This is a genomic window from Staphylococcus nepalensis (genome assembly GCF_002442935.1).
GTDB classification, from domain to species: domain Bacteria; phylum Bacillota; class Bacilli; order Staphylococcales; family Staphylococcaceae; genus Staphylococcus; species Staphylococcus nepalensis.
The window spans coordinates 1765664-1787842 of record NZ_CP017466.1; the positions used below are offsets into that span (position 1 = coordinate 1765664).

Annotated in this window: 19 protein-coding genes; 1 reads left to right on the top strand and 18 read right to left on the bottom strand. The window is 33.8% G+C overall.

Annotated elements, in window-relative coordinates; all coding sequences use genetic code 11:
- Nucleotides 1–150 precede the first annotated feature (150 nt).
- The 15 genes from BJG89_RS08375 to BJG89_RS08445 all read right to left on the bottom strand — a co-directional run bounded on the left by BJG89_RS08375 (nucleotide 151) and on the right by BJG89_RS08445 (nucleotide 16790).
- Nucleotides 151–969 (bottom strand): MIP/aquaporin family protein, encoded by an 819-nt coding sequence (locus BJG89_RS08375; protein WP_096810002.1) that lies wholly within the window; start codon nucleotides 967–969, stop codon nucleotides 151–153.
- A 172-nt stretch (nucleotides 970–1141) separates the two neighbouring features.
- Nucleotides 1142–2176 carry a S66 family peptidase gene (locus BJG89_RS08380; RefSeq protein ID WP_096811220.1) on the bottom strand — a complete coding sequence of 345 codons (1035 nt, stop codon included), beginning with the start codon at nucleotides 2174–2176 and terminating at the stop codon, nucleotides 1142–1144.
- A 177-nt stretch (nucleotides 2177–2353) separates the two neighbouring features.
- Nucleotides 2354–2887 carry a glycerol-3-phosphate responsive antiterminator gene (locus BJG89_RS08385; RefSeq protein WP_096810004.1) on the bottom strand — a complete coding sequence of 178 codons (534 nt, stop codon included), beginning with the start codon at nucleotides 2885–2887 and terminating at the stop codon, nucleotides 2354–2356.
- 13 nt (nucleotides 2888–2900) lie between these two features.
- A complete protein-coding gene (mutL, locus tag BJG89_RS08390; protein ID WP_096810006.1) occupies nucleotides 2901–4862 on the bottom strand; it encodes a DNA mismatch repair endonuclease MutL in 1962 nt (653 codons plus the stop codon).
- Between the two features lie 15 nt (nucleotides 4863–4877).
- Nucleotides 4878–7520, bottom strand: coding sequence for a DNA mismatch repair protein MutS (gene mutS, locus BJG89_RS08395; protein ID WP_096810008.1), 2643 nt, complete (start codon nucleotides 7518–7520; stop codon nucleotides 4878–4880).
- A gap of 386 nt (nucleotides 7521–7906) precedes the next feature.
- The gene (thiW, locus tag BJG89_RS08400; RefSeq protein WP_096810010.1) at nucleotides 7907–8395 is read right to left on the bottom strand and encodes an energy coupling factor transporter S component ThiW; all 489 of its coding nucleotides are present in this window, start codon (nucleotides 8393–8395) and stop codon (nucleotides 7907–7909) included.
- Between the two features lie 34 nt (nucleotides 8396–8429).
- Nucleotides 8430–8789 carry a YlbF/YmcA family competence regulator gene (locus BJG89_RS08405; RefSeq protein ID WP_096810012.1) on the bottom strand — a complete coding sequence of 120 codons (360 nt, stop codon included), beginning with the start codon at nucleotides 8787–8789 and terminating at the stop codon, nucleotides 8430–8432.
- On the bottom strand, nucleotides 8789–10330 hold the full coding sequence (gene miaB / locus BJG89_RS08410; protein WP_096810014.1) for a tRNA (N6-isopentenyl adenosine(37)-C2)-methylthiotransferase MiaB: 1542 nt from the start codon (nucleotides 10328–10330) through the stop codon (nucleotides 8789–8791). The genes BJG89_RS08405 and miaB overlap by 1 nt, the downstream gene beginning before the upstream one ends.
- Before the next feature lie 225 nt (nucleotides 10331–10555).
- A complete protein-coding gene (locus BJG89_RS08415; RefSeq protein WP_096810016.1) occupies nucleotides 10556–10852 on the bottom strand; it encodes a thiamine-binding protein in 297 nt (98 codons plus the stop codon).
- A 108-nt stretch (nucleotides 10853–10960) separates the two neighbouring features.
- Nucleotides 10961–11857 (bottom strand): NAD(P)/FAD-dependent oxidoreductase, encoded by an 897-nt coding sequence (locus tag BJG89_RS08420; RefSeq protein WP_096810018.1) that lies wholly within the window; start codon nucleotides 11855–11857, stop codon nucleotides 10961–10963.
- A 71-nt stretch (nucleotides 11858–11928) separates the two neighbouring features.
- Nucleotides 11929–12312 (bottom strand): RrF2 family transcriptional regulator, encoded by a 384-nt coding sequence (locus BJG89_RS08425; RefSeq protein WP_096810020.1) that lies wholly within the window; start codon nucleotides 12310–12312, stop codon nucleotides 11929–11931.
- A 104-nt stretch (nucleotides 12313–12416) separates the two neighbouring features.
- The gene (locus BJG89_RS08430; RefSeq protein ID WP_096810023.1) at nucleotides 12417–13052 is read right to left on the bottom strand and encodes a poly-gamma-glutamate hydrolase family protein; all 636 of its coding nucleotides are present in this window, start codon (nucleotides 13050–13052) and stop codon (nucleotides 12417–12419) included.
- 206 nt (nucleotides 13053–13258) lie between these two features.
- Complete coding sequence (locus tag BJG89_RS08435; RefSeq protein WP_096810025.1) at nucleotides 13259–14125, bottom strand: 2-oxoacid:ferredoxin oxidoreductase subunit beta; 867 nt, start codon at nucleotides 14123–14125, stop codon at nucleotides 13259–13261.
- On the bottom strand, nucleotides 14126–15886 hold the full coding sequence (locus BJG89_RS08440; RefSeq protein WP_096810027.1) for a 2-oxoacid:acceptor oxidoreductase subunit alpha: 1761 nt from the start codon (nucleotides 15884–15886) through the stop codon (nucleotides 14126–14128).
- A gap of 115 nt (nucleotides 15887–16001) precedes the next feature.
- Complete coding sequence (locus BJG89_RS08445) at nucleotides 16002–16790, bottom strand: TIGR00282 family metallophosphoesterase (protein WP_096810028.1); 789 nt, start codon at nucleotides 16788–16790, stop codon at nucleotides 16002–16004.
- Nucleotides 16791–16955: 165 nt separating this feature from the next.
- Between BJG89_RS08445 and BJG89_RS08450 the strand changes: the two genes are divergently transcribed.
- Entirely contained in the window at nucleotides 16956–17171 is a 216-nt protein-coding gene (locus tag BJG89_RS08450; protein WP_096810030.1) for a hypothetical protein, read from the top strand.
- 509 nt (nucleotides 17172–17680) lie between these two features.
- On the opposite strand, the gene rny is transcribed toward BJG89_RS08450, so the two are convergent.
- From rny to BJG89_RS08465, 3 genes are all read right to left on the bottom strand, one after another.
- Complete coding sequence (gene rny, locus BJG89_RS08455; protein WP_096810032.1) at nucleotides 17681–19240, bottom strand: ribonuclease Y; 1560 nt, start codon at nucleotides 19238–19240, stop codon at nucleotides 17681–17683.
- A 339-nt stretch (nucleotides 19241–19579) separates the two neighbouring features.
- Complete coding sequence (gene recA / locus BJG89_RS08460; protein ID WP_096810034.1) at nucleotides 19580–20635, bottom strand: recombinase RecA; 1056 nt, start codon at nucleotides 20633–20635, stop codon at nucleotides 19580–19582.
- A 171-nt stretch (nucleotides 20636–20806) separates the two neighbouring features.
- Complete coding sequence (locus tag BJG89_RS08465; protein ID WP_096810036.1) at nucleotides 20807–21952, bottom strand: CinA family nicotinamide mononucleotide deamidase-related protein; 1146 nt, start codon at nucleotides 21950–21952, stop codon at nucleotides 20807–20809.
- Between the last annotated feature and the right edge of the window lie 227 nt (nucleotides 21953–22179).

The following is a 22179-nucleotide window of genomic DNA, read 5'->3' on the forward strand; positions in this document are numbered from 1 at the left end:
TAAAACGAATTACTTATGTAATCCAAATTTACATGCATACTTTCACTGTACCCATTTTTAACTGATTCACACAACAAACATCTAATGGTAAACCAACTAAAATATTATCTGTTAACAGTTTAACGTATATTCTATATAGATTAAATATAATTAATATATAGATTCAATGCCTTTTGCATTTTTTGCTTTATTTAAAGTGACACCTAACACAAGTGTAATAATCAATAATACAATTGCAATTACTGATAACGTATCAAATGCACCTTTATAGAATAATCTATAAATTACAGCACCAATCATACCACCAGTTATTGGTCCTAATACTGGCACGATTGCATATGACCAATTAGAACCACCCTTACCTGAAATCGGTAAAATCGCATGAGCAATACGAGGCCCCAAATCACGGGCAGGATTGATCGCATAACCAGTTGGTCCACCCAAACTTAACCCAATTGCGACGATTAAGCTACCAACGATTAATGGATTTAATCCATCAGCTATTTTATTCATACCAATGAATAATAGACCCATAGTTAAAACGCCAGTACCAATAATTTCACTCATAAAATTGGCGAAATAGTTTTTAATTGCAGGCGCTGTAGAAAACACAGCCAACTTAGTATCTTGGTCTTCTGTTGCTTTCCATTGCGCTAAATACATTAACCAAACTAAAACGCCACCAACAACACCGCCAAGTATTTGACAAATAATATAACCAGGTACCATTCCCCAACTAATTGCTCCGTCCATCGCAAAAGCCAAGGTGACAGCGGGATTCAAATGGGCGCCAGAAATTTCTCCTACTGCATAAACGCCCATCGTTACGCCTAGACCCCATCCTGTAGCGATAACAATCCAATCTGCACCATTACCATTACTTCTTTTCAAATTGACATTGGCAACAACGCCGCCGCCTAATAACACAAGTATTGCTGTTCCCAAAAATTCAGCAAAATATACACTCATAAAGACTCCTCCTAAAATAAGACAGGGAGATCCCTACAATTATATCCAGTTTCGAACCACCGGCTTAATGACTGTAGAAATCTCCCATCTCTGTTCTAAATATTAACTTGAGTTCATCTTACACCGATGTTGTAAGCGTTGTCAAATCTTTTCGTGAAAAACTTGTCACAATTTAATTTGATTGTACGCCGCTATCATTGATACTAAATTGGCCTGTTAAAGCGTTTATTTCTGCCGTTAAGCCATAAGGTATCATATGTTTAGGCTCATTGTGGCCAAATGATAAATTATAAAAAACTGTCATTTTAGGATTATTACATTTTGAGATAATTTCTAAAATTTCTTTTTTGTAACTTTCATAGTATATATTGTTAAAAGGTTTCCCAAAGAGCATACCATTTATGCGTTCTAAAATTCCTTTCTTCAACAATTGCTCTAAATATGCTGAGAACACTTTTGGTGTCGGTGTATCTTCTGATGTTTCTAAAAATAATATGGCGTTATTAAAATCTTCTAAATCAGGAAAAAACGAGGTGCTCATTAAATCCACAAACGTTTCTAAATTACCTCCCACAAGTTTGCCACTAACCTTTTGATTACCATTTAATACTTCAAGCCCTTTTTGCTTTAAAATGGGTCTTGAAATAGCTTTGTTTTTAATATCCCATTCTAACCCGTAAGGCCTAATATAGTTTGCTGTTTTTATTTCACCTATTTCATTTGAAGTAAACCAACATTTTCTAATATTCTCTACCGTATAAGAATCCATTTCGACATTTTCTGCAAAATCAGTTAATAATGCCTGGCCATAGAAACTGACTACGTTCATTTTATAAAACATTAAATGTATCGTTGTAGTATCTGAATAGCCACTAAATATTTTAGGATTTGCAGCAATAGTTTTTAAATCGACGTAAGGTGAAATTCGTCTAGCATCCTCTCCACCAATACAAGAAATAATGGCTTTGACCTCTTGGTCTTTGAGCGCTTCATTTAGATCTTCAGCGCGACATTCTGGATGCTCACGGACATATGCTAAGCCCTTAAGCGCATGCGGCATCACTTTTACATTTAATCCAAATTCATTTTCTAAGCGTTGGATCCCTTGATTAGTCCTCCATAAAATTTCAGCTTCGCCAGCTAAACCAGAAGATAAAGAAACAATCGCTACAGTATCGCCTTTCTTTAATTTACTAGGTTTTATTATGATGATCATCTCCTTAATAGGTAGTTATCATTATTTAGACCGAAAATAGATTCTTATAAAAAACTCCCTCGCCATCATTTTGATACGTTTCAATATCTCATGGAGAGGAAGCAGCACGATTAATGAATTTTATAATCTATACACTTTGTTTTTATTTAAGCACATTCATATCTTTATTTACCATAATAAGCGGTCGCTCGTGGTGATATGTTTAGCGCCATTCTCAATTGCAATATCGACTTCTTCTTTACTATTAATCAATCCACCAGCGATCACTGAAGTATTCGTTTCTTCGTTAATAATCCTAATCGCTTTTGTAGCGACACCTGGTAACACTTCAACAAAATCAGGCTCCACACGTTTAATTAATTCTATACTTCTAGACAGCGCATGGCTATCTAATACAAATACTCTAAAAACAGTTATAGTATTTAATGATTTCGCTTTATTAATCACTTTAGTTTTCGTTGAAACAATCCCTTTCGGGTGGTAATTTTGGATAATATATTCACAAGCATACTCATCATGGCTCATGCCTTTTATTAAATCGATATGCATATAAGTTTCTATATGATGTTTATTTAATAAATCCATAATGCTTTTGACATGCCCAATATGTGCATCCAACATCACACATTCTTTATAATCAGTCTTCGTCAATTTTTCTAGATCTTTCATTGACCTTACTGCTGGTAAAATATGTGGTTTCAATACGACGCCCTCCTTAAATAATGCGTTTAAACAAGCGCTCTAATTCATAATTTGAAAAATTAATGATAATGGGTCTTCCATGCGGACAAGTAAACGGGTCTTCTGTTTCTCTTAATTGATTAACTAAATCAGCCATTTCATTATTTTTTAAATAATGATTTGCTTTAATAGATTTTTTGCAACTCATCATAATTGCAGCTTCTTCACGAATTTTCTTAACATCTACTTTTTTATGCTCTAGTACGTATTCGATCATATCTTTTATAATTTCTTCCGCTTCTTGTTTTGGAAACCAAACTGGATAGCTATCAACAATGTAGTCATGCCCACCAAATGGTTCTAAATGTACGCCTACTTTATCCAATTCTCCTTTATATTGGTTGATAATCATCAGCTCATCTTTTGAAAAATGGAAGGTCAATGGAATCAATAGGTTTTGGCTTTCATTTGCAACATCACCAATTTTCTCTCTGAAATATTCATACTTTATGCGTTCTTGAGCGGCGTGTTGATCAATCATAAACATGCCATTTTCATTTTGCGCTATAATATAAGTCCCATGTACTTGGCCAACAATTTCCATATAAGGTACTCTACGAGACGACGTACCCCCCACAGGCTCTTTGATATCCTTATTGATATTGCTTTCTGAAAAATGATTTCCATGCGTCGTTGTTTCTTCATTATTACTTACGCCTTCTGTCTCCATATCATCAAGTATTTCGTTTTGTGCTTTTTTGTATTCATCATAATCATTTGCGGATTCTTGAATACTATCAGGAAAGGTATCCGTTAAATTGGAATAGTTCAATTGATGTTCATCGTTTAAAACGTTATTGTTTTCAGATGATACGTTATGGTGCTCTAGTGTGTTATGGTTCGGGGTATTGTGTTGTTGACGTTTTTCAAATTCCATTTTCTGTTGTTCAAACTTATCTAACACTTTATGCTTCTTCGTCATTTTATCCATATCATTTTGAGGGATTAAAATTCTATTTTTAAAAGCTTCATGAATTTTTTCAACAATGAGTTCATAAAGTTGATCCTCTTTTGATAATCTAACTTCTAGCTTGGTCGGATGAACGTTTACATCTACAAGTATAGGGTCCATTTCAATGTTGATATAACATATTGGGTACCTACCAATCATCAACAAAGTATGATATCCCTCTAAAATCGCTTTATTTAATAAAAAGTTTTTAATATATCTCCCGTTAATAAAAATAGAAATATAGTGTTTATTACTTCTAGAATGCTCTGGTCTAGCGAAATAAGCATCTAAATGATAATCACTTGTATCTCCAGTAACATGGACTAAGTCTTTCGCAACTTTCATACCATAAATTTCTGCCATAACTTCATTGGTTCTACCAGATCCATTTGTTTTTATAATAGTCTTGCCATCTGAAACCAACGAAATACGAATATCTGGATGACTCATCGCCATTCGATTAACAATATCTGTTATTTTACCGAGTTCGGTATATAGACTTTTAATATATTTTAAGCGTGCTGGCGTGTTATAAAATAAAGATTCCACTAAAATATCTGTGCCGCGCTTGGCTTTTGCTGGCTTTTGGTTTAAAACCTCGCCATTTTCTACATAAACTTCTTGTCCTTCTTGGTTATCTGTACAAGTTTTTAAAGTCACTTTAGAAACTGACGAAATACTGGCCAATGCCTCACCACGAAAGCCTAACGTACGAATATGAAACAAATCGTCGTCTACATCTAATTTGCTTGTTGCATGTCGATGAAATACTAAATCTAAATCGTCGATTTCTATACCAGTTCCATTATCAACCACACGAATAGAAGCCACACCAGATTGTTCTACTTCTATATTAATTTCAGTCGCTTGTGCATCTATGGCGTTTTCTAATAATTCTTTCACGACAGAACCAGGTCGTTCAACCACTTCTCCAGCTGCGATTTTATTTGCTAATGATGTCTGTAACTCTTTTATTTTACCCATTGGATGACTTCACCTCTACTTTAACTGATTTTGCAATTCACTTAGTTTTACTAGGGCTTCTATTGGCGTCATAGTTGATAAATTTAATTGTTTAATTTCACTTTCTACTTCACTTTGTTTCACAGGGGTTTCAAACAAATCAAATGCAGCTTGTTCAAATTGAGATTGAGTGTCATCCTGTACTTTTTCTTTATAAGTCATTGCACTTTCTTCTACTGAATCATCTTCTAGAGGTTGTGCATCTATCCCATTTTTAATGAGATTTACTTCTTCATTCGTCGCTTGTTTTTGCGTATTATTCTCTTCAAAAGCATCTAAAATAACCTGCGCACGTGAAATCACTTCGTCAGGTAAATCAGCTAATTTAGCTACTTGTATACCATAACTATCATCTACAGCGCCATCTTTAACTTTATGCAAGAAGATAAGTTCACCTTTATATTCATTTGCAGCCACGTGTACATTTTTTAAACATGATAATGACTGATCTAACGCTGTTAATTCATGATAATGCGTTGAAAACAAAGTCTTAGCATGTGAAGTATGTGCAACATACTCAATCATTGCTTGTGCTAACGCTAAGCCGTCATAAGTAGATGTACCTCTTCCGATTTCATCAAAGATAATCAAGCTATTTTCTGTGGCATTTGCAAGTGCCTTTTGTGCTTCAAGCATCTCTACCATAAATGTACTTTTACCGGAAACAAGGTCATCGGCTGCACCAATTCTCGTAAATATTTGGTCAAATACTGGTAGCGTAGCTGATTCACATGGTACATAAGCACCCATCTGTGCCATGATGCTTATGATAGCTACTTGTCTCATGTAAGTAGATTTACCAGACATGTTAGGGCCAGTAATTAAGTAAATAAAGGTGTCTTGATCTAATTTACAATCATTTGGTACATAATCATTGTGGTCCATTACACGTTCTACAACTGGATGTCTAGAATTTGTCAATTCTAACGTTTTATTTTCACTAAATGAAGGTCTAGCATAATTGTATTTTTGTGCTATTTCAGCAAAACTTTGTAAACAGTCAAGTTCAGAAATAACTTTCGCTTGTTTTTGTAAACGTTCGGTGTAGGTCTTGATTTGTTCACGTAATTGGACAAACAGTTGATATTCTAATTCTATTGCTTTATCTTCAGCGCCTAATATCATGTCTTCTTTTTCTTTTAATTCATCAGTAATAAAGCGCTCCGCATTTGATAATGTCTGTTTACGATGATAACCATATGCCGCAGGGTCAAAGCCATGTAAATTGGCTCTTGTGATTTCAATAAAATATCCAAAGACTTTATTAAAACTAATTTTCAGCGATTTAATTCCTGTTCGTTGACGCTCCTTAGTCTGTAGTTCAGCTAACCAAGACTTACCATTTTTAGATGCTTCCAAGTATTCATCAAGTGTCTCGTTAAATCCTTGCTTGAATAATCCACCTTCTTTCACAGAAATTGGTGGTTCTTCTTTGAGACTGTTTTCTAATAGTGCTAGTAATTCATCTAAAGGCTCTAATGCATTAAATTGTGCTGTCGTTTTGGTATCTAAGCTGTCTAATAACTGTTTAATATTGGGTATTTCAGAAATGGAATGTTTAAGTTGAATTAAATCTCTCGCATTTACATTGCCATAACTTACACGACCAACCAAACGTTCAATATCATAAACTTGATTTAAATGTTCTCTTAAGGTATCTCTCTCTATAAAATAATCAATAAACTGTGTCACTGTATCTAGTCGTGATTCAATTTGGTTTTTGTGAATTAATGGTCTATCAATCCATTGTTTTAATCTTCTAGCGCCCATTGGCGTTTTAGTTTCATCCATCAACCATAACAGTGTACCTTTTTTACTTTTAAGCCGTATACTTTCTGTTAATTCTAAATTACGCTTTGCATAAAAATCCATTTTCATAAAATCGACAGCTTCATATTGAACTACGCTTTCAATATGGGATAAATCTCGTTTTTGCGTATGGAAAACATAATCAAGTAATAGTTGCGTAGCGTTAAATAGTGGTAGGTCATTATTTGTATTAATGTTATATTGTGCATCAGATATTTCAGATAAAACCGTAATTGTTTCTGTTGTTAAGCTAATTTGTCTTTTTAATACCTCACTAATCGGTGCGTTTACAACTATTTCATTTGGATTAATTGTTGTAATTTCATTGATTAATGTAGCATTATCATCAAATGATGTAACTTTTAATTCACCAGTGGATACGTCACAATAACTTAGCGCATAAACTCCATTAATTTGGACAAAGCTCAAAATATAATTGTTCTGTTTTTCGTCAACGCCGCCTTGATCCATGACTGTCCCTGGTGTAACAATTCTTACGACTTCACGCTTTACCATACCTTTAGTTTGTCTAGGGTCTTCCATTTGTTCACAAATAGCAACTTTATATCCATTATTGATTAATGTTTCAATATAACCATCTGCAGAATGATACGGCACCCCACACATAGGAATCGGATTTTCTTTTTTAGCATCACGTTTTGTTAAAGTTATTTCAAGTACTCTTGAAGCTTCTTTGGCATCTTCATAAAACATTTCATAAAAATCGCCTAACCTAAAAAATAATAAACAATCTTGATATTGTGACTTTATTTTTAAGTATTGTTGCATCATTGGAGTTTGATTCGTCATTTAATATTTCACAATCCTTCTATTAGTTTCTTACTTTGATTTATACTTATTGCAAACTATCAATTTCTTATGTACGATTCGTCATTACGTTATTTTAAAAGCTTATTACTTTATATGGCTTATTTCTATATCTTTTACACGCTACGTTTTTGTAGGAACACAATTATGATTAACATTTTACAGCTCATTTAACTCTTAAATTTTAACATAACTTTAGCTTTTACGCCTATGCTTACAAGTTATATAAGTTTCTAAGCTATTATCAATTTGATATAACAAACAAACGAGATTAAGCCTCATAGTCATATAAAAGTATTTAATTACAACATTGCATTATAATTAATACTTTTATATGTCCAAAGTAATGAAACTTAATCTCGTCATATTTATAAGAAACGTTTTAAAATATCTTTTCTTTTCATAGTCATCAATATGATATAACTGATGATGGCACCAATGACACTTGATGCGATAAATGCTACCATGAGTGGCTTAACAGCAAAATCCGTAAAGCCAAGTATCCACGCTAACGGTATACACATGATACTGCCAATAATACCTGTCCCTATTACCTCGCCAATCGCTGCCATAAAGAGATGTTTTCGATAATAATAAAATCCACTTGCTAATAATACGCCAACCATACTACCAGGAAATGCAAAGAAACTACCTGTTCCGAAAAGCATTCGGAGTATCGACGATATAAACGCCTGTGCCAAACCAAACCAAGGTCCAACAAATACTGCACATAAAACATTGATTAAATGTTGTATAGGTGCTGCTTTTATGGGCCCTAATGGAATGACTATAATACTACTTAGAACTATATTAATAGCTATAAATATGGCAGTTAATGTTAATTTTCTAGTCTTCATAGCGTTCATTTCCTTTCTACAAGCAGATTACGTATTAATCTTCGCCTTGTTGATTCTGATTTAAACGGTTTGACATCGTGCTGATCATCATTTGTAATAATTCATTTGCTTCAGATTGTGATTCTCTAAATTCTTCTACGATAGGTATAACATTGACGTCTTGCTCAATGTCTTCAATCTTACCTTCAGATTGGCGTAATGCTTCATGTTTGCCATAGTTCTGTAGGTTAACAGATTGTTTTTGGGTTCTTTTTAAATCTTTCATACGCGTTTCAATATTTTTATTGTGATGGATTTGTTGTTCTATAGCTTGATAATCTTTTACTGTATCTAATGACTTAATGCGTTGGCTTAGTAACTCCGCTTCAGCTAATATTTCATCTTTTTCATACATTATTGTGTCACCACTGCTTTGTCACTAACACTTAAAAATGTGCCATTTAATGAAAATTGTTTAGCTTCATCAATTTTGACATCCACAATTTTTCCAATCATATCTTTGGGTGCTTTAAAATTAACAAGTTTATTTTTATTTGTATAGCCTGCTAGTACAGTGTCATCTTTTTTACTAGCACCTTCACAAAGCACTTGTACAGTTTGCCCTTCATATTGGTTCATAGCTTGTTCTGAATATTGAGCTACTTTTTGATTTAATTGTTGTAAGCGTTCTTTTTTCACATCTAAAGGAACGTTATCTTTCATTTTAGCTGCTGGTGTACCATCTCTTTGTGAATAAATATAAGTATATGCATGTTCAAACTCAACTTCGTCATATAGCGTTAATGTTTCTGCAAATTGCTCATCTGTCTCATTTGGATAGCCGACAATAATATCTGTAGTTAACGCAACGTTAGGTATTCTAGTTTTTATTCTATCTACTAAATCTAAATAGCTTTCTCTAGTATATTTACGACCCATTATTTTAAGTACAGCATTATTTCCTGATTGTACTGGTAAATGAACATGTGGCACGATATTTCCACCATTAGCGATAACTTCGATCATGCGGTCAGTAAAGTCCCACGGGTGACTTGTTGTAAATCGAACTCTTGGTATATCAATTTTTGAAATATCTTCCAATAGATCACCCAGTCCATATGTTAAATCATCGATATCTTTACCGTATGAGTTTACGTTTTGACCTAATAATGTAATTTCTTGATATCCTTGGCGGGCCAAATCTCTGACTTCGTCAATAATATCTCCAGGTCTTCTACTACGTTCTTTCCCTCTAGTAAATGGAACGATACAATATGTACAGAATTTGTCACAACCATACATGATATTTACCCAAGCTTTAATATTACCTTTTCTAACTTTTGGTAAATTTTCTATGACATCGCCTTCTTTAGACCAAACTTCGACAACCATTGCTTTTGATAAATAAGCTTCTTCAAGAATTTCAGGTAATCGGTGTATATTATGTGTACCAAAAATCATATCTACATTTTGATATGATTTTAATATTTTATTAACTACAGATTCTTCTTGTGACATACAACCACAAACACCGATAACTGTCTCAGGTTTCTCTTTTTTTAAATGTTTTAAATTTCCTATTTCACTAAAAACTTTGTTTTCTGCATTTTCTCGGATAGCACACGTATTGATTAAAATAACGTCCGCTTCATTTATCTCCTCTGTTGGTTGATAACCTAAAGCCCCCAAAATACCTGCCATAACTTCTGTATCATGCGCATTCATTTGGCAACCATATGTTTTGATTAAAAAGGTTTTACCTTTCCCCATATTACGGTATTTTTCATCTATTTGGAAATCACGATTATAGTGTACTTCTTCTTTACCACGTTTACGTGCTTCTTTTAAACTTGGTGGTTGGTAAACATGTTCAAAATACTTACTATAATCTTTTGTCTTCTTATCGCGTTCGGCTAAAACATCTATAGAAGTACGCTTTCTTTGTTCTTCATTCACGCTAACAAAACCCTTTCTATATCATAAAAACTATGAACAAACGTCTAAACATATGCCTTATTTCCGTATATTGCAGCCGAGTTGTTCAAAGTTCCATAACTTTATCTATAATCATTACTTCATTATATTAAATTTAACTCTAAAGTGCAAAAAGTCTTATAAATAAATAAAAACCGATTCAACAGCTTTTGTGTGTCGAATCGGTTGAATTTGTATTGTATATTCTTAAATTTCGTCATATTTCCCAGTGAGTGTCTCAATCGTAATACCTTCAGGGACATGGTAAAACTTAACTTGACTTATTGTACTTGGCACTTCTAATTCAACCATACGTTCGTTTAATTTTTGAATTAAGATTAAACATTCATTCATCTCGCCTTGTACTGTTGTTTCCAATGGTCCAACTCTATAGGATAGACCAGAATCATCAATGACTTTGATTGCTTCATCTACGTAAGGCACAACGTCTGCACCATTAGCAGTTTTAGGAATAATTTGAACACTCATTAAAGTATCATGCATACCGCTTCAGCCCCTTTTAATCATTTGTTTATATTTCAGTTTATCAAATAAGAGGATAAAGGTATACATATTAACTACCAAACTGTTTTATATTTATCTCTACATTCATTAAAAATCTTCATTTATTTGTGTCATCATCATCATTTTAGCAACCATACCGCCATTTGATGCAGCATCTATTAATTGGCCTGCAAAGTTATCTTTTGTTTCTCCAGCTATATATATACCTTCAACAGATGTTTCTCCAAAAGGTGAAATTTCAATTTTGTCATTTTCATCACGCTTTATACTTAAGTTTTCTAAAAAACTGAAATGTGTATCCCAATCCATCTTAGTAAATGCGCCCTCAACTTTGACGGTTTTCTCATTAGCTAACTTAATAGCGTCTAAGTCGCCATTATCTCCAATAAATTGAGTAATAGGTTCCGTATATAAATCGATGCCTTTTTTATCAAGGATGACTTTGTCTTCTAAAGCAATGTTATTTTCACCATTTGTAAAAACGATCAGTTTTTTTGAAAAATTGCTTAACAGTTTAACCATATGAATCATCATTTCATCCGCATAAATAATGGCCAATGTTCTATTGCGCATTTCATAACCATCGCACCAAGGACAATAAAATATAGATTGCCCATAAAACTCATTAAAGCCTGAGATATTAGGTCCTTTTTCCCTTAATCCCGTAGCAATTAATACTTGTTTTGCTTTAAAGGAACGGCGTTGCGTAATAACTTCAAAGCCTGTTGCACATTGCTGAATATCTAATACACTATCTTCTAAAAATGACACATCTTCATATTTGGCAACATCTCGCTTAGCCTTTTGCTTAAACTCAATTGGTGAAATGCCATCCTGTGTTAAGTAACTGTGCGACTCATTAGTCACTCTATTCCGTGGTTTGTCTTCATCTATCACTAATGTACGTTTCATACCTCTACCAAAGTTTAATGCTGCGCTTAAACCAGCTGGTCCTCCACCAATAACGATTACTTCATAATCCATTTCATTCCTCCTTTAAGCCTTTTATAGATTCTTAATATCTACAAAATATCTAATAATATAAGAACTTAGTATTACACTAAGTTCTTTAAAGTTTTTCGTTCTAGATTATTTATTAAAGTACTTTCGGCTTCGTCCATTATTGTTTTAATTGGGCAACCATCGCCATGACTAAAACTATCTTCTAACAAACTTTGTTTACCATCTATTGTTACGATAATTTCATAAATTGAAACGTTTTGCCAACCCTCTTTCAGTTGGTAGCCACCCTTAGCACCACTATTGGCTGAAATAATATTCGCTTTTACTAGACGTGTTAATATTTTAGATAAATAAGTAGTAGACACTTTTAATGCTGAAGCTAAATCTTGGACAGGAATTCTTTTTGAATCTCCATTACTTTTTATCATAAATAATAATGCATGTAATGCATAATCTGTTGCTTTTGAACATTTCATGAGTGATCAACTTCCTATTATAGATATTATAAGTCTATAATATCTTATGAAGATGTCTTTTGCAATAATTATTTACGATGTGCATTAAAATTAGCTGTTAAAATTTAGTTGAATCCTTGTTGATAAAAATTCATGGCTAAAATAATTGCTTCAGTAAATTCACTCATGGTTGAAGACCAGTTGTCTCGATTTTCCCTATCATAAAGGTTGTACTTCTTATTTTTAAAGAAACTTTTTCTAAGCTTAGCTGTAAGTTCTAATTGTACGCCAGCTTTGTTTTGGTTACAATTAACAAAATTATCATCATGCATACCAGAAATATGAGCTGGCGCATCTTTAACAATAATGTCGATTTCAGATAGTCGCTTTTTAATGTGTTTTATTAAACTTTTATCTTTCCCTCCAATATATACTTCTGGTGTGTCACCCACACAACCATGCACAGAGATAGTGTATCGATGATTTTTAATCATTTCCAACAGTTTAGGTTCATCAAAATGCCTAGACGTGACATGAAGTTTATTATTTTTATTTTTTCGTACGCCTTTAAATGTGTAAAAACTATAGTTCCCTTTTTCGCTAATAGATTGAGCAATTTCAGTAGTACCACGTTCAATAGCGCCGCCATGGACTGCAGTTATTATGACTGGATGTTTCATTTGTCTTGTACTAATTTCCCAATCTATACCTTCAATTGTATGAGACAATAATTCACTCATTGAATTAAATTGGTCTATCATGTCGTTCCCTCCAAAATATCTAACGCTACTTAACTCATATGATACTATAAACTTTACTATTATATAAATTAATTTCATTAAAAAAGCTGATCCTATACGATATTGGAAAACTTCTTAATCCATTAACGTAAGTAATCAGCTTACATATACATATTATTATTTATTTATCTGTTTCAACTCTAATCATGGCGCTTATTTTCTCCGATTTAAACAAATTGTTTTGTTAATTCCTTAAACTGGTTCTCATCAAGATGTATGTCTTTTTTAGCTAATGCTGTACCTTCTATCACTTCTATTTGTGATTCATATGAAGGTGTTTCTGTATCTTGGTATACAATCCCTTTAAGTAATGAATCATATTCAAGCACTTTTTGAGTGACTTTATTTTTATCTGTCATATCGTAATCTTCTAAATCTTCAATACTAGTAAGATTTTCTTTAAACCAATCATAAGTATTTACTTTATTATATGTTACGCATGGTGAAAAGACGTTAACAAACGAAAAGCCGTCATGGTTAATCGCATCTTCTAACATTTTAGTCAATCCTTTAATATCACTAGAAAATCCTTGTGCTACAAACGTTGCACCTGAAGACAAAGCAAGTTCTAATGGCGCAACGTTTTTCTCAATATTACCTTTTGGTGTTGATTTAGTGACAAATCCTTGTGCGGATGAAGGAGATGTTTGGCCTTTAGTTAAACCATAAATTTGATTATCCATGACAATATACGTCATATTCATATTTCTACGTAAGGCGTGAATCGTATGACCCATACCTATGGCATAGCCATCCCCATCGCCACCAGACGCGATAACAGTTAGATCTTTATTGGCCATTTTCACACCTTGAGCTAATGGTAATGAGCGACCGTGAATGCCATGTACGCCGTAAGAATTAACATAGCCAGACAAGCGACCTGAACAACCGATGCCTGTTATAATAGCAACTTCTTCAGGCTCTAAACCCACATTGGCAGCTGCCTTTTGAATGGCTGCTTGAACAGAGAAATCCCCACAACCAGGGCACCAATTGGGCTTCACGTTATTTCTAAAATCTTTAAATGTTGCCACTTATACCAACTCCTTCAAATTTTTAGCAATTTCTAATCCTTTAGTTTCAATTTCTTTTGGTAAGAACGGCGTACCGTCATATTTAGTTTGATTAACTAATTTGTTCCCAACATTCACATTCATTTTTAATATATTAGAAAGTTGTCCTTGATAATTATGCTCAACCACTATCACTTTGGAAGCTTTATCAACTGCTGCTTGTATTGTTTTGCTTGGGAAAGGATGTAATTGTCTAATTTGTAAATGGTTTACATTTAAACCTTGTTGTTCTAATCTTTCCTTACCTTCTTGTATCGCACCTTTAGTTGAAATAAAGCCTAGATAAAGAATATCTGCTGATTCATGCGGCGCGTCGCTTTCTACTGGATCGTTTATTAACAAATGTTCTGTTTTGCGCATCCGTTTTTCCATTTGTTGTTGTCTATTCTCTGCTGCTTCGCTTGTCTTGCCTTCTTCGTTATGTTCGACGCCCGTAACATGATGAATGCCACCTTTGACACCAGGTAGTGGTCTTGGCGATATCCCGCTCTCAGTTAATGCATAACGCTTAAAGTATGTTTTGTCATCTTCGTCGCGTTCTATATCGGACTGAATGGTTTCGCCACGATTTATTTCAATTTGGTTATAATCTAAAGCATCTACTGTTTGTTTACCTAATGACAATTGTAAATCGCTTAATACAATAACTGGACATTGATATATTTCAGCAAGGTTGAAAGCTTCTATTGTTAGATAAAATGCATCTTCAGCATCTGTAGGTGCTACAACAATTTTAGGTATATCACCGTGTGTGCCATAAATCATTTGCATAAGATCTGATTGTTCTTGTTTAGTTGGTAATCCTGTAGATGGGCCACCTCTTTGTGTATTGATAATTACAAATGGCGTTTCTGTCATACCAGACAGTCCAATCGCTTCCATCATTAGAGAAAGCCCCGGACCAGCACTTGCAGTAAAAGCACGCACGCCAGCATAGTTAGAGCCAATGGCCATATTTGCAGCAGCAATTTCATCTTCAGTTTGTACGACTGTGCCGCCTACTTTAGGTAAGTTTGCAATCATATATTCCATAATTTCAGAGGCAGGTGTAATTGGATAAGCAGCCATAAATCTTGAACCTGCTGATAATGCCCCTAATCCAATTGCATCATTACCAATCATGTAAAGATGTGGTGAATGATTTGTTTCTTCTAATACGAAATCGCCTTTAACTTCATTTAATTGTTCTGTCATTAAGCGGTGACCTTCATTCAACGCTTCTATATTCATCTCAACGACTTTGTCGCCTTTTTTATTAAACATATTTGTGACTAGTATTTCAAACGCGCGAATATCTAAATTCATTAATGCACAAGTCGCGCCTACAGCAACCATATTTTTCATCAAAGTAGTACCTAATTCTTTTGCAGTTGCCGTAAAAGGTAAATCAACAAGTTGCGCACGACAGTCTTCTGGCTTTTCTGGTTTAGCCTTACTATCAGCAATAATAACACTATCTTCGCGCATTTCATGATGATTTAATTCAATCGTTTCTTGGTCAAATGCTATTAATATATCTAAATCATCACTAATCGCGTGTACAGGTGATGTAGATACTCTAATTTTATTATTAGTATGTCCGCCTTTGATTCTACTTGAAAAATGACGGTATCCGTATAAATAATATCCTTTACGGTTCATAGCAGTGGCGAAGATTTCTCCAGTGGATTCGATGCCTTCACCTTGTTGACCGCCCACTTTCCATGATACTTGAGCTTTCATATCATCTAGCCTCCTAGTGGTTATAATAATTCATATTTCATCATACCAAAAAAAACCACCCTTTTACTACGAAAAGCGCGGTTTATTTAAAAATTCATACTAATGGACGATTATTTTAAAATGGGTGATCGTCATTAATAAGAATACGTTCTATGTGCGTTGTTTTGCCTTCTTTATTCAAATCTATAATCACACCAGACAAGACACTACGTCCTTCATCAGGCACTACATGCCGTTGAGGTAAACTGGTAATAAAGCGCGTGATGACTTCATCACGATTAATACCGAGAATGCCATCATAATAACCTGTCATGCCAACATCTGTGATATACCCTGTTCCCCCAGGTAAAATTCTTTCATCTGACGTTTGGATATGTGTATGCGTACCAACGACCGCACTGACTCTATGATCTAGATACCACCCCATTGCATTTTTCTCTGAAGTTGTTTCTGCATGAAAATCAACAAATATATAATCAGTTTCTTTTTGCGCTTCAGCTATCAATGCATCCGCCTTTTTAAAAGGGTCATCAATATCTTGCATAAATGCCCGACCCTGTAAATTTATAATCGCTAATTTAATTTCATTAATTTGAATAAAACGCATGCCAACACCTGGCGCTTCGTCCGGAAAATTGGCAGGACGCACCATACGATTAGCATTTTCTATAAAATCATAAATTTGACGTTGTCCATAAGTGTGGTTACCCATAGTTATAAAATCAACGCCTTCTCTTAATAATGACTTATATAATTTTTCAGTCAAACCTTTGCCATGTGCAGCATTTTCTGCGTTTACAATTGTAACGGTAGGACGGTATGTTTGCTTTAGTTTGGGTAAATAATTAGTAATAGCCTCTCTACCTATTTTACCAACAATATCACCAATAAATAATATTCTCATTTACGTGTCATCCTCTCTTAATGCTAGTTTAATTGAATTTATGAGTGATGAAAAGGTGCTTTCAAAAATATTTATAAAAATTCATTTGTTTTAAAAGGTTCGTTAGTGGTAATAATGATAGTAGTTAAGTATCATTTCAAAAAAATTAGGAGTTGTAAGTAAGATATGTCAATCAATATTGATCCACAGCATTTTGCTGATTTAGTTGTTTCAGCTAACCCTGCCAATAGCGAAAAACCAGAAGATATCGCAAAAGAAAGTTTAGAATTATATATCAATGCGTATAGACTCGCCGAACGCTACGCAAATATTTCCACTAATTGTTACGACACCGCTGAAGTAATTAAAGAAGTAAATAACGCAGATCTAGAACTAAAATAATTATATTATTTTAAATGAAAACACTTAGGTCATAAATATGCTAAAAATCAGTAGAAATTCATTTTGAAAATTGAATTTTTACTGATTTTTAGATTAAAGAGGAAGTGCCGTGGGGCACACTATATTTTTAGTTGTCCCGCCTCAGTAAAGATGATAATAAAATAAATGGGCCAAGTTCACACACAAATGCTGTTATGCTACTCACTTAATAAATTAAGAAGTAGCACTTCAGGAAAAATAGCATGGGCGAAAGACTAAAGGGTTGAAAAGTGCCCCAAATGAGAATATATGTTCAAAATCGTAGAATTTTAAATACAGAAATACACCTTCATTCAAAATGAAGGCGTATTTTATTTTGAATACGGGAATTGATCCCCTCAATTTTTTTATGATATCTTTATTTTTTTGATGTTATTGTGTTACGGAGAACAATTAAATTAAAAAACTGCCAACAAAGCGATATAACTCTGCTGACAGTCAATGACTAACTTGGTTAAGTTAATCATCCATTATTTTGCGTATTCAATTGCTCTAGTCTCACGAACAACTGTCACTTTTATATGTCCAGGATATTGAAGTTCATCTTCAATTTGGCTCTTAATATCTCTTGCTAAGCGATGTGACTTTAAGTCGTCGATAGTATCAGGCGATACAATAACTCGAATTTCTCTACCTGCTTGGATTGCGAACGCTTTTTCAACACCTTCATAGCTTTCAGAAAGTGTTTCTAGTCTTTCTAATCTTCTAATATAATTCTCTAATGTTTCTTTACGAGCACCTGGTCTTGCAGCCGACAATGCATCTGCCGCAGCGACCAAGATAGAAATAATAGAAGTTGGTTCTACATCTCCATGGTGAGAATGTATAGCATTAATGACTGTATCATTTTCAGCATATTTTTTAGCTAATTCTACACCAATTTCAACATGGCTTCCTTCAACTTCATGATCGATAGCTTTACCAACGTCATGAAGTAAACCAGCACGTTTAGCTAATGTAACATCTTCTCCTAATTCAGCTGCTAACATACCACTTAAGTGAGCAACTTCTATAGAATGTTTCAGTACATTTTGTCCATAGCTTGTACGATATTGTAAGCGACCTAAGATTTTAACTAAATCTGGATGCATGTTGTGTACGTTAATTTCAAATGTGGCTTGTTCACCAGCATCTCTAATAATGTCGTCTACTTCTTTTCGAGCTTTTTCAACCATATCTTCAATTCTTCCAGGATGGATACGTCCATCTGAAACAAGATTTACTAATGCAGTTCTTGCAATTTCGCGTCTAATTGGGTCAAAACCTGAGAGAATGACTGCTTCTGGTGTATCGTCTATGATTAAATCAATACCAGTTAACGTTTCTAGCGTTCTAATGTTTCTTCCTTCTCTACCAATGATTCGACCTTTCATTTCGTCATTTGGTAAATTAACAACAGATACTGTAGATTCTGAAGTATGTTCTGCAGCTAATCTTTGAACAGTAGTTGCTAATAGTTCTTTTGCATTTTTATCGACTGTTTCTTTTGCTTCTTTCTCTTTTTCCTTAACAAGTATTGCAATATCATGTGACAATTCTTCCTCAACTCTTTGAAGTTGCTCATTAGCGGCTTCTTCTTGAGAGAGACCAGAGATGCGTTCTAACTCTTGTTCATGCTTATTTATTAATGACTGAACACTACTCTCTTTTGCATCTACTTGTTGTTGTCGTTCTTCAAGTTTAGACTCTTTTTGCTCTAAAATCTCATCTTTTTTATCTAGTAGATCAGATTTTCGCTCTAAGTTTTCTTCTTTTTGAAGAAGTCGTGCTTCTTGCTTTTGAAGATCACCACGTCTTTCACGAAGCTCATTTTCACTTTGTTCTTTTAAGATTTGATTCTCTTCTTTAGCTTCAAGGAGCTTTTCCTTCTTAACATTCTCTGCTTCTTTATTACCTTGTTCGATAATATCTTCTGCAGTTTGTCTTGCTTGTAATTGCTTTTGATGCAATACTTTTCGGGCAACAACGTACCCTACAACAACTCCGAGAATAATACCTAGCAAAATGAGTAGGAGGTTTAATAAATTCACACAAACACCCCCTTTTTTTCTAGGATTTTGCTCTGTATATCAAATTTAATTCAATATGATTATATGAAGTTATATAAGAATCATACAATGTAATTGTACGGTCTTAAACTAAGAAGTGTCAAGGTGTGCAACTACATTAATTCAATATTTGAATAAGTCCCTAAACACTAAACTTGTTTTAGTTATTGCTGTTACTTATTTCATCTCATTTTTATATCGTAAATTTTTTTATTTAATTTTTTTCAAAGCTATATATAATCATAAAAAATAAGCGTATATTTAAATATACACGCTTATTTTATCAAGAAAATTTATTATATTTAAAATTTTAAATATAATTTACTCTTCTTTTTCATCAAGCAGAGTACCTTGTGTTTCTTCTTGCTCTTTTTCTTCTACATCTCCATCAAAAATACCTAATGTTTCGCGTAATTTTTGATCAATTTCCTCTTTGATTTTAGGATTTTCTTTTAAATAAAGTTTAACATTTTCTTTACCTTGTCCCATACGTTCACCATTATATGAGTACCAAGCGCCAGATTTATTCACAATTTCATTTTCAACGCCAAGATCGATTAGCTCTCCTTCTTTAGAGATACCTTTACCGTACATCATGTCTACTTCTGCCACTCTAAATGGGGGTGCGACTTTATTTTTAACTACTTTAATTTTTGTTCTATTACCAACAATTTCTTGCCCTTGTTTTAGTTGTTCAGCACGACGTACTTCTAAACGCACTGAACTATAGAATTTCAATGCACGTCCGCCTGGCGTCGTTTCTGGATTACCAAACATAACACCGACTTTTTCACGGATTTGATTGATAAATACGGCTGTTGTATTTGATTTAGAGATGGCACCGGATAATTTACGAAGCGCTTGTGACATTAAACGTGCTTGCAAACCAACATGCGTATCTCCCATTTCACCTTCAATTTCGGCTTTTGGTGTTAAAGCTGCTACGGAGTCAACAACCACAATATCTACTGCGCCACTTCTAACAAATGCTTCTGCAATTTCTAAACCTTGTTCACCGTGATCTGGTTGAGATAAATATAAGTTTTTTATGTCGACACCTAATGCTTCTGCATAAACTGGGTCTAACGCGTGTTCCGCATCAATAAATGCTGCAATACCACCATTTTTTTGTACTTCGGCGATTGCGTGTAAAGCTACAGTAGTTTTACCAGAACTTTCTGGACCGTAAATTTCAATTATTCTACCTTTAGGGTAGCCACCCACGCCGAGCGCATTATCTAGAGTTACTGAACCACTTGATACACTTGAAACTTTACGTGCTTCGTTATCACCAAGTTTCATTACTGCACCTTTACCAAATGATTTTTCCATATTTTTAATTACTGTATCTAAAGCTTTTTGACGATCATTATCCAAAACGCTGGACCTCCTAAATGAGATTTATCTCTGTAAAATATCTTAACCATACTATACATTGATTTTAATCTTTCCGCAAGTATTTTGCGAATATTTGTTCGCTTATTATAGTACGCATTCTCTTAAATAGAGAACATACGTACTAAAATTCAAAGTTTTCATTTTCACATTTTATTGTTTAAAATAATTCAATAATCTTATTAACACATGATTTTGAGTCCTATTTTTAATTAAATTCCTTTTTTGAGGCATTTTAAACGACTCAATCGCAATATGCTCTTTTTCTAAAATACCTAAATATACTGTGCCATTTTTTTGGATAACTGAAATGCCTGTTTCAACGTCATACAATGATTTGACTATCCCCGCTGTAATTGAAAGTTGATGCCCAATATCTTCAGTAGTATTAACAAACTGTTCGTGATGCGGCAACATACCTACTAGTTTGTTAGATTCATCATAATCCTTCATTCTAGAATACAATATCCCATCTGTCACTCCATCGTATATGGCAAACGATTGCGTCATATTATCCATAAATGATGCTTCTAATGTAATATCATCTGAGCCATAATAATATTTACCGATACGTGACAATATTTCTTGTTTGACTTGAGCGATGCGTTTCTCACATGCTTGTTTTGTATCACCGTTCGCTGTTAATCGAATATTCACCTCATGTGTTCCTGCTAATGGCGCAATTGTGGGATTAGTTTGTTTATCAATTAAATCGATTAATATGGTTTCAACTTTAGATTCACCTATACCTGCAAAACGTAATAACTCTGAGAAAATAGTACTTTCTCCGTTTAAGAAGTGAGGTAGTAATTCATTTTTAGCCATCGGTTGCATTTCTTTAGGTGGGCCAGGTAATAAAGCGATGCGTTTATCATTTTGTTCAATAAGCATCCCTGGCGCCATACCCACTTTATTATCTAGCACTTGAGCTCCATCTATCACTAATGCTTGTTGTTTATTGTTAGGCGTCATTTCAATATTTTGTTCTTGGAAATATTGTTCTATATATTCAAGTGATTTTGCATCAGTAATTAACTTTCTATCTAATATTTCAGCCACAGTATGTTTTGTTAAATCATCTTTTGTTGGGCCTAACCCTCCCGTAAGAATAACAGCATCATATTGATTTAAAGCTGCTTGCACAGCCTTTTTTAATCTTTCTGAATTATCCCCAACCACGGTGTGTTCGATGACATTATGACCGATATCGTTTAATTTTTTTGATAAATACTGGCCATTTGTATTTGCAATTTGGCCGAGTAGTAATTCAGACCCAACTGCTATAATTGATATGTTCACAATTTTGCCTCCTCGATAGCAAGTAACCTTTTCTTCAATACGCTTTTTAACCCTTTATATTAATTATAAATCTAAATTAGTTCAAAACCTAAGATTTCGTTTTTATATACATCAATGCTTTCGCTTTTGTTTATATTTTTAGAATAACAAGCATTTTCAGCATCAAAAAACTGGAAATGTGTTGATAAAGACACTTTCCAGTTAAAATTCATTTTACAATTTAAATT

Coding starts and splice junctions, on each gene's coding strand:
- BJG89_RS08375 (WP_096810002.1), bottom strand. CDS start 969: ATGAGTGTATATTTTGCTGAATTTTTGGGAACAGCAATACTTGTGTTA.
- mutL (WP_096810006.1), bottom strand. CDS start 4,862: ATGGGTAAAATAAAAGAGTTACAGACATCATTAGCAAATAAAATCGCA.
- mutS (WP_096810008.1), bottom strand. CDS start 7,520: ATGACGAATCAAACTCCAATGATGCAACAATACTTAAAAATAAAGTCA.
- thiW (WP_096810010.1), bottom strand. CDS start 8,395: ATGAAGACTAGAAAATTAACATTAACTGCCATATTTATAGCTATTAAT.
- BJG89_RS08405 (WP_096810012.1), bottom strand. CDS start 8,789: ATGTATGAAAAAGATGAAATATTAGCTGAAGCGGAGTTACTAAGCCAA.
- BJG89_RS08415 (WP_096810016.1), bottom strand. CDS start 10,852: ATGCATGATACTTTAATGAGTGTTCAAATTATTCCTAAAACTGCTAAT.
- BJG89_RS08420 (WP_096810018.1), bottom strand. CDS start 11,857: ATGGATTATGAAGTAATCGTTATTGGTGGAGGACCAGCTGGTTTAAGC.
- BJG89_RS08425 (WP_096810020.1), bottom strand. CDS start 12,312: ATGAAATGTTCAAAAGCAACAGATTATGCATTACATGCATTATTATTT.
- BJG89_RS08430 (WP_096810023.1), bottom strand. CDS start 13,052: ATGATAGACCAATTTAATTCAATGAGTGAATTATTGTCTCATACAATT.
- BJG89_RS08440 (WP_096810027.1), bottom strand. CDS start 15,886: ATGAAAGCTCAAGTATCATGGAAAGTGGGCGGTCAACAAGGTGAAGGC.
- BJG89_RS08445 (WP_096810028.1), bottom strand. CDS start 16,790: ATGAGAATATTATTTATTGGTGATATTGTTGGTAAAATAGGTAGAGAG.
- BJG89_RS08450 (WP_096810030.1), top strand. CDS start 16,956: ATGTCAATCAATATTGATCCACAGCATTTTGCTGATTTAGTTGTTTCA.